The sequence below is a fragment of the Rhodococcus sp. BS-15 genome (genome assembly GCF_000813105.1).
In the GTDB taxonomy this organism is placed as follows: Bacteria; Actinomycetota; Actinomycetes; order Mycobacteriales; family Mycobacteriaceae; genus Rhodococcoides.
Map to the genome: position 1 here is coordinate 1 of NZ_BAOX01000210.1, position 8,870 is coordinate 8,870.

General features: G+C 64.5%; 6 protein-coding genes and 3 pseudogenes. 1 reads left to right on the forward strand and 8 read right to left on the reverse strand.

Annotated features, from left to right (window positions below):
• The 3 genes and pseudogenes from RHBS_RS19685 to RHBS_RS19695 form a co-directional block, all read right to left on the reverse strand.
• Window positions 1–388: pseudogene (locus tag RHBS_RS19685) on the reverse strand (hypothetical protein); the annotation flags it as partial.
• Between the two features lie 242 nt (window positions 389–630).
• On the reverse strand, window positions 631–900 hold the full coding sequence (locus RHBS_RS19690) for a YciI family protein (RefSeq protein WP_121870015.1): 270 nt from the start codon (window positions 898–900) through the stop codon (window positions 631–633).
• Between the two features lies 1 nt (window position 901).
• Window positions 902–2,207 (reverse strand): annotated as a pseudogene (locus RHBS_RS19695) (sugar porter family MFS transporter).
• On the opposite strand from RHBS_RS19695, the gene RHBS_RS32355 reads away from it, so the two are divergent.
• Window positions 2,131–2,307: a hypothetical protein gene (locus tag RHBS_RS32355; RefSeq protein ID WP_374700633.1), complete on the forward strand. Its 177-nt coding sequence runs from the start codon at window positions 2,131–2,133 to the stop codon at window positions 2,305–2,307. The pseudogene RHBS_RS19695 and the gene RHBS_RS32355 overlap by 77 nt on opposite strands.
• Before the next feature lie 216 nt (window positions 2,308–2,523).
• On the opposite strand, the gene RHBS_RS19700 is transcribed toward RHBS_RS32355, so the two are convergent.
• The 5 genes and pseudogenes from RHBS_RS19700 to RHBS_RS19720 all read right to left on the reverse strand — a co-directional run.
• On the reverse strand, window positions 2,524–3,270 hold the full coding sequence (locus RHBS_RS19700; protein ID WP_128646273.1) for an SDR family oxidoreductase: 747 nt from the start codon (window positions 3,268–3,270) through the stop codon (window positions 2,524–2,526).
• 94 nt (window positions 3,271–3,364) lie between these two features.
• The gene (gene sigJ, locus RHBS_RS19705) at window positions 3,365–4,225 is read right to left on the reverse strand and encodes an RNA polymerase sigma factor SigJ (RefSeq protein WP_128646274.1); all 861 of its coding nucleotides are present in this window, start codon (window positions 4,223–4,225) and stop codon (window positions 3,365–3,367) included.
• A gap of 97 nt (window positions 4,226–4,322) precedes the next feature.
• Window positions 4,323–6,427 (reverse strand): annotated as a pseudogene (locus RHBS_RS19710) (3-hydroxyacyl-CoA dehydrogenase NAD-binding domain-containing protein).
• A complete protein-coding gene (locus tag RHBS_RS19715; RefSeq protein WP_128646275.1) occupies window positions 6,424–7,650 on the reverse strand; it encodes an acetyl-CoA C-acyltransferase in 1,227 nt (408 codons plus the stop codon). Before RHBS_RS19715 ends, RHBS_RS19710 begins: the two are co-directional and overlap by 4 nt.
• Before the next feature lie 71 nt (window positions 7,651–7,721).
• Window positions 7,722–8,870: ribonuclease D (locus tag RHBS_RS19720; protein WP_145977550.1), on the reverse strand; the 1,149-nt coding region annotated here is incomplete at its 5' end.

Below are 8,870 nucleotides of genomic sequence, written 5' to 3' on the forward strand. Positions count from 1 at the left end.
CCTGCGGGCTCCACTCCTGCACGATCACACGTACCAGAACCGGACCCAACACATTCGCCACCGCAATACCCGCAGCCGCCACGAGGGTTCCCGCCACCAGCACCGGCCAGGACGGCACTGCGCGCACCGCGGTGCCCACAGCGATGAGAATCAAGCATCCGACGAGCACGTGGGTCACCCGCGCGCGACGCAGCACAAAGCCTGCAGCAGCCGCGCACACGCCGAGGACGATCACCGGCCCCGTCGTCAGCAGCGCCATCGAGACGGAGTCGGCAGAGTAGAACGCTGCAATATCCGAGGTGAGAGCAGAGGTACTGCCGAACAACAGACGCAGACCGAGACCGAACAACACGACGGTGACCACAGCGAACACGGTTCGGGAATTCATGGCCTGCTTTCGGCATCGGAACGAGGGATAGTTTCCTTCCCTCACAATGCACCACAGGTCGAGCGGGAATTCCCTCGACTCCCGCCACGGGTTCACGAATGCCGCACCGAACCGAGACCGGATCAACCGTGTATCTGACAGTCCCCGCATGGACTGCGGCCGTCACCGGTCCGGTCACGGGGTGATCGGGTTGGTGGTCGTGTTCTCCGACGTGTGGCGTTTTATCGGACCTCGACCATCCGCTACGTGCCTGTCACCCGCTCTTCGATCCGAACGCGATCTATCAGATGGGCCAGGGCGAACGGGTCGTGTGCGAACATCCGCTCCACACTTGCCTTGTCGGTGCCTTCGACGATCATCGTGGCACCACTGTGATCGGCGAGTGGGCTCGACGATCGGAGAATCTTGCGACGCTCGAGTTCACGCAGCCATGCGCGGTGATCGGTTCGGTGATCGTCACGGCCCGAGGATGTTTCGGGGGTGTAGGTGTATTCGACGACGAATATCGGCATGTCAGATCTCCATGTCCTCGAGCTCCATTCCCTTGGTCTCTCTGATCTTGTACTTGACGAAGAAGAAAGACAGGATCGCGAAGAACGCAAAGAACGAATAGATGAATCCGAGTCCGATGGTGTCGGACAACGGCGGAAAGGCCAGGGTGATGGCGAAGTTGGCAATCCAATTGGCCGCAGTACTGATACCGAGGGCGACGGCGCGCATTCGGTTGGGGAACATCTCTCCGAGCATCACCCACATGATCGGTCCCCAGGTCGCGGCGAAGAAGACCACGAAGAGGTTCGCGCCGACGAGAGCGACCGGGCCCCACGGCGACGGCAACTCGAGTTGGTCCCCGCTGCCTACTGCCTGAGTGAACGAGACGGCTGCGAGAACGAGGCCGACGAACATTCCTATCGAGCCGATCATGAGTAGATTTCGCCGGCCGAATCGGTCGACGAACAAGATGGCGACGAATGTCATCGAGACATTGATGACAGAGGTGATCACCGAGGTGACGAAAGACTGGTTCTCGCTGAATCCGACGGACTTCCACAGAGTCGTCGAGTAGTAGAAGATCGCGTTGATTCCGACGAACTGCTGCAGAATCGCCATCGTGATGCCGACCCAGACGATCGGTTGCAGGCCGAACTTGGGTCCGCGAATATCGGCGAACGACGACTTGGATTCCCGGCGCAGGGTCAATCGGATTTCCTTGACCCTCTCGTTCGGGTTCACTTCTCCGGTGATGTCTCCCAGAATGCGCGCCGCTTCTTCGTCGAGGTGTTTTCCGACGAGGTATCTGGGTGACTCGGGAATCAGAGTGGCGAGAAAGCCGTAGACGAGGGCCGGTGCGACGCCGACCAGGAACATCCACCGCCAGGCTTCTAGTCCGAACCACAGGTCGTTCGACGGTCCGCCTGCGGCGTTCTGCAGCACCGCGTCCGACAGTAGAGCGGCGAAGATTCCGACGGTGATGGCCAGCTGTTGCAGCGAGGCCAATCCACCTCGGTAGCGGGCCGGGGCAATCTCCGAGATGTACGCGGGCGCGATCACCGATGCGATACCGATGCCCAGGCCGCCGAGTACACGCCAGAGCATGAGATCCGGAACGCTGAACGCGAACCCGGATCCCACCGACGAAAATGGTGAACAGTGCGGAACCGAGCAACATCACCTTCTTTCGGCCCCAGCTGTCGGCGAGACGGCCGGCGAACCAAGCTCCGACGGCACAACCGAGAAGTGCGATGGCCACCGCGAAGCCGGTGACGAACGACGACAGTGCGAAGTTCTCTTGGATGGAGTCCACCGCGCCGTTGACCACGGACGAATCGAACCCGAACAGGAAGCCGCCGACAGCGGCGGCAATCGTGACTCCGATGACTTTGGCGGTGTGCCGATCGGTGGATTGCGTCATCACGTGACCCAGCTTTCGAGGTGAACCAGCATCCTTGGTGGTCGATCGCCATCATCGTCCTCGCATCGACGGAATGGGAGCGAAATCGCCTCGTTATTATCGGCGTGCGAAAATCGGCTCTCCGAAAAAGGGTGAATTGTCCGATATTCCGCTGTCGAACTCGAAGTTGTGGACGGAAATCTCTCGAATGTTGTCCGTAACTTCGAGTTCGGCGAGATGCGAGTCAGCGTGCCTGGGCGGCCGACCACTGATCGAAGGTCTGTGAACCGTGATCCGAATCGTTCGTGGTGACCAGAGTTCCGTCTCGCATCGCGCGACCGTATGCGCCGGGAATCGGGACCTCGAGTACCAGACCGCGAGCACCGATTGCTCGTGCATACCCACGCACCATCTCGGCCATGCGCTCTTCACGTGGTCCACCGAGATCGGCGACTCGCCCTGCCGGTGGACCCTCCGCCAGGTCGACCAGTCGCTCGGCGACCTCGCGGGCGGCGATCGGTTGCGAGACCATCCTGGGGATGATTGTCAGTGGACCGAACGAGGTCTGCGAGCGGATCTGCGCGGCGAACTCGTGGAACTGGGTTGCTCGAAGAATCGTCCAGGGTACTGCTCCAGCCCGAACGAGGTTCTCCTGCTTCACCTTTCCGGCGTAGTAGCCGTGCGGTGCCGCGTCTACCCCCACGATCGACAACGCGAGATGATGACCGACTCCGGCGGCGCTCTCCTCCGTGAGCAGATTGCGGGTGACGGCAGCGAAGAACGCCGTCGATTCTTTCGCCGAGATCGTCTGCGTCGATGCGACGTCGACCACCGCGTCGACGCCGGACAGGGCGTCGGACAGTCCTGACCCGGTGACGAGATCCACACCGGCAGATCGCGACAGTACGACCACCTCGTTTCCACGTTCTCGCGCAACCTCGACCACGTGCATTCCGACGGTTCCGGTTCCACCGGCTACGGCTAGCTTCATCGCGTATCCACCTGATTCTCGAGAGATGATGCGGACCGCGCTGCGCGGCCCTCCACTCTCTGACGACGCAGCCGTGCCGAATGTATGGCTGGTGTCAGACCCAGTGCCGGAGTTTGTCCGGATTCAGCACGATCCAGATGCTGGAGACCGCGCCGTCGGCGGTGTCGAACCCGATGACTCCGAACACCGCGCCGTCGCGCCGGATGACGATGCCCGACAGGCCGTTGATGGGTTCTATCGACCACTGGAGGTCGGTGGACTTGGCAGTGATGCCCCGGACGAAGCGAGCGACTCGATCGGATCGGAGGACGGCATTGCGGGCCGCGGATACGTGGCCGCCGCCGTCGCTGACCAAGGTGACGTCGGGCGCGAGCACCGAGACGAGGGATGCGATGTCCCCGCCTGCGGAGGCCGAGGCGAACGCCCGCACGACGCGGTCGTGCTCGATGGGGTCGGCGATGGAGCGGTGACGGGAATGCACGTGAGTTCGTGCGGCAGAGGCGAGTTGGCGGCAGGCAGCCGGGGATCGATCGAGAACGGTCGCGATCTCGTCGAACGGCATGGCGAACGCGTCGTGCAGTACGAATGCGACTCGCTGCGCCGGCCCGAGCGATTCGAGTACGACGAGCAATGCCAGCGTCACCGATTCCTGCTGCGCAACTCGGTCGGCGGGGTCGGCAGCGACCGAACTCTCGGGGTCGAGTCCGCGGACGGGTTCCGGCAGCCACTGCCCGACGTAGTTCTCGCGGCGAACGCGAGCCGATCCGAGCATGTCGAGGCAGATGCGGCCCACCACTCGGGTGAGCCACGCAGCAGGGACGTCGACAGCGTCACGTTCGGCGTCGGTGAGTCGGTACCAGCGAACGAGAGCCTCGGATGCGGCGTCTTCGGCGTCGCTGTAGGAACCGAGCATGCGGTAGGCGATACCGATCAGCCGACCGCGTTCGTTGTTCATGGCGTCAGACCTTATCCCGACAGAACAATGCCGAGTTCGAGGTCATGGACGAAAAACCGGAGAAATCCGTCCACAACCTCGAACTCGGCGGGCAATGCTAGACGCTGGCTACACCCGGGGCGAGGAAGCGCTGACCGGTTGCGGCCTCGGAGGCTCCGCTGCGATCCAGGTACGGCGTGATGCCGCCGTTCCAGAAGCCGAATCCGCCGCCGAGGAGCAGGCAGAGGTCGATGTCCTCGGCCGCTGCCACGACGCCCTCGTCGAGCATGATCTTGATCTCGTCGGCGATCGCGTTGCGGGTACGTTCGAGCACCTGCTCGGCGGTCGACGGCGAATCGCCCTGCGGCCACAGCGCAGCGACCTCGGGGTCGACGACCTGTCCCTCGGGGCCGTAGCTCCAAACGCCGGGCTTCTTCGCCTCGACCAGCGCGCGGAATCCGGGGGAGTCCTTGAACCGCTCCGGGTATGCCTCACCGAGGGTTTCCGCGGTGTGCAGGGCAACGGCAGGACCGACGAGGGCCAGCAGGGTCAGCGGGCTCATCGGCATGCCGAGTTCGCCCACGGCACCGTCGGCGACGTCGAAGGGGGTGCCTTCGTCGATCGCGCTGATGATCTCGTTCGACGCTCGCGTCACGAGCCGGTTGAACACGAAGCCGGGAAGATCCGCCGAAAGCACGGCGGACTTCTTCAGCGTCTTGGCTGTAGCGAACGCCGTTGCGAGCGTGGCGTCATCGGTCTTCTCGCCCTTGACGACCTCGAGCAGAGGCAGGACCGCCACCGGGTTGAAGAAGTGGAAGCCCACGACGCGCTCGGGGTGCTTCAGATCCGCAGCCATCTTCGTGATCGACAGCGAGGAGGTGTTGGTCGCGAGAATCGTTTCGGCGGAGACGAACTCCTCGACCTCGGCGAACACCTTCTTCTTCACGTCGAGGTTCTCGAACACTGCCTCGATGACGAAATCGGTCTTCGCAAAGGCTGCCTTGTCGATCGAGCCGGAGACCAACGCCTTCAACCGATTTGCGGCGTCGGGGGACAGGCGCTTCTTGCCGAGTAGTTTGTCGATCTCGCCGTGGACGTAGCCGACGCCCTTGTCGATGCGCTCCTGGTCGATGTCGGTGAGGATCACCGGCACCTTCAGCTGCCGCACGAACAGCAGAGCGAGCTGGCTGGCCATCAAGCCGGCACCGACGATGCCGACACCGGAGATCCTGCGTGCCAACGACTTGTCGGGCGCACCGGCGGGACGCTTCGCACGTTTCTGCACCAGATCGAAGGCGTACAGACCCGCGCGGAGCTCGTCCTTGACCAGCAACGTGGACAGGGCCTCGTCCTCGGCCGCGAAGCCCTTGTCGAGCGAGGCCGAGTCGGTGATGTCGGTGCTCTTGGCGAGCTCGAGCAGCTCCACCGCGGCGACGGGTCCGGGGGCGAAGTTGTTGGTCTTGCCGGCGACGATTCCCTTGGCGCGGGCGATGGCGTCGTCCCAGGCCTGTCCGCGGTCGATCTCGGGACGGTTGGGGACGATCTCACCCTTGATGACCTGAGCAGCCCACGCGAGGGACTGCTCGAGGAAGTCGGCTCCGCCGAAGAGGGCGTCGGCGATGCCGAGGTCGAGTGCCTGCTGCGGCTTGAGGACGCGGTTCTGGTTCAGCGCGTTCTCGATGACGACGGTGACGGCGTTCGAGGCTCCGATGATGTTGGGCAGCAACTGGGTTCCGCCCCATCCCGGTACCAGGCCGAGGAAGGCCTCGGGCAGACCGAGCGCGGCAGCGTTCTCGGCGACGGTGCGGTAGTGCGAGTGCAGTCCCACTTCGAGGCCGCCGCCGAGTGCAGCACCGTTGATGAAGCGAACGTCGGAATCGTCGACTCGCGCAGGCGACGGAACACCTTGTGGCCGAGCTGCCCGATCTGCAGCGCCTCGTCCTTGGTCTTGATGTTCGGCACACCGTTGAGGTCGGCACCGACGGCGAAGATGAACGGCTTGCCGGTGACGGCGATGGCCACCGGGTTCGCTGCGAATGCTTCGTCGAGTGCGGCGTCGAACTTGGCCAGTCCGCCGGGACCGAAGGTCGACGGCTTGGTGTGATCGAAGCCGTTGTCGAGCGTCACGAGGGCGATGGAGCCGTCGAGCCCCGGTACGGAGACGATCTTGGTGAAGGCGTTCGTGACTACCTCGTCGGTGAACGCTGTGGTGATGTCGCTCATGCCTTCGCTCCTGAGTAGTCAGCGTGGTTGGGGTTCTCCCAGATGACGGTGCCGCCCATGCCGAGACCGATGCACATGGTCGTCAGGCCGTAACGGACGTCGGGCTGCTGAGCGAACTGGCGGCTCAGCTGGGTCATCAGGCGGACGCCCGAGGACGCGAGGGGGTGGCCGCACGCGATGGCCCCGCCCCACTGGTTGACGCGGGGGTCGTCGTCGGCGATGCCGTAGTGCTCGAGGAAGGCGAGAACCTGGATGGCGAAGGCCTCGTTGATCTCGAACAGGCCGATATCGTCGATGCTCAATCCCGTTCGGCCGAGCAGCTTCTCGGTTGCGGGGACCGGTCCGATGCCCATGACGGCCGGGTCGACGCCGGCGAAGCTGAAGCCGACCATGCGCATGCCGATGTTCAGGCCGAGTTCGTGTGCGGTGTCCTCGCCGGCCAGGATCGCGGCGGTGGCACCGTCGTTGAGTCCTGCGGCGTTGCCTGCGGTCACGCGACCTGCGGGCCGGAACGGCGTCTTGAGCTTGGCGAGGTCCTCGACTGTGGTACCGGGGCGAGGCGGCTCGTCCTCGGTGGCCAGGCCCCAGCCTGCGGCGGACTTGGTGGCGACGGGCACGAGAGTGTCGGCGATGAAGCCGGCCTTCTTGGCTGCCTCGTACTTGTTCTGGCTGGCGACGGCGTACGCGTCGGTGCGGTCCTTGGTGATGCTCGGGAACCGGTCGTGCAGGTTCTCGGCGGTGTTGCCCATCACCAGTGCGCTCGGATCGACGAGCTTGTCGGCGAGAAAACGTGGGTTGGGGTCGACGCCTTCACCCATCGGGTGGCGGCCCATGTGCTCGACGCCACCGGCGATGACGACGTCGTATTGGCCGAAGCCGATGCCCGAGCCGGTGGTGGTCACGGAGGTCATGGCACCCGCGCACATGCGGTCGATGGCGAATCCGGGAACGCTGCGGGGGAGACCGGCCAGCAGGGCGGATGTCCGGCCGATGGTCAGGCCCTGGTCTCCGGTCTGCGTGGTCGCAGCGATCGCGACCTCGTCGATGCGCTCGGGAGGAAGGTTGGGGTTCTTACGAAGAAGTTCGCGAATTGCCTTGACGACGAGGTCGTCTGCGCGAGTGTCGGCGTACATGCCCTTGGGGCCTGCTTTGCCGAATGGGGTTCGGATGCCGTCGACGAAGACAACATTCCTCTGTGAGCTGGTGGACGCGGGTACAGACACGCTTTTCGTTCCTCCCGACAGATGCGGACGACTCGCCCGGGTGCCCGGACGCCGTCCTACTGTAGCGGGTATTACTCGTCGGTAACTTGGGAAGGGTGCAGTGCCTTCGCCAGTACGGGTACCACCAGGGTGCGCTGCCAGGGCCGGGCCCCGCCGTCGGTCAGTCGGGTATCGATCAGTTCGGCCGGGTCGACGTCCGGATCCGTAGGATTCTGCCAATCCCACACCAATCGGCGCAGCAGATCAGGCATCAGCAGATTCTCGACCGGAATCGACACCGATTCGCTGAGCTCGGTCATTGCCGCACGTACGTCGACAAGTCGGGCTGCTGCGTCGGGATCGCGGCGGGCCCATCTGTTGACCGGGGGTGGCCCGTCGAACGACGCTGCCATCGAGGGCAACTCGGCAGTGGGCAGCACTCGTGCCCGGGTCAGGGCCGAGGCCCACAATCGGGACGATCTGCGCTGACGGGGACCGCCGAAGACCGGCAGTTGCTCGAGCTCCCGCGAGGATTTCGGGTCCGCTGTTGCCGCCGCCACGATCGCCGAGTCGGGTAGCACCCGGCTCGGTGCCACATCACGCTTGGCCGCCAATTCGTCTCGCGTGGTCCACAGTTCGCGAACGGCAGCGAGGGTGCGGGGAGATTTGATCGCATGGATCCCCGATGTCCGACGCCATCTGTCGGTCTTGGGTTTGGGCGGCCCGAGAGTGAGGATGTGGGCGAATTCCTGTGCTGCCCATTCCGTCTTGCCCTGCTGGTCGAGTTCCTCGGCCATCGCGTCGCGGAGTTCGAGAAGAACCTCGACGTCGAGCGCGGCGTAGTTGAGCCAGGTGTCGGGCAGCGGCCGAGTGGACCAGTCGGCCGCGCCGTGTCCCTTCTGCAGCGCAAGCCCGAGGGTGCGTTCGACGATCGCTCCGAGGCCGACCCGGTCGAATCCCGCCAGCCGGCCGGCGAGTTCGGTGTCGTAGAGCGTGGCCGGCACCAGGCCGAGTTCGGCGAGTCCAGGGAGGTCTTGGTCGGCCGAGTGCAACACCCATTCGAGCGGGTTGATCACCTCGGCGAGCGGAGCGAGGTCGCCGGTGACGGGGATCGGATCGAGCAGAACGGTCCCTGCGCCGCGGCGACGAAACTGCAGCAGGTAGGCGCGCTGGGAGTAGCGGAATCCGGAGGCGCGTTCGGCGTCGACGGCAAGGGGGCCGTGACCCGATGCGAGAAGGGC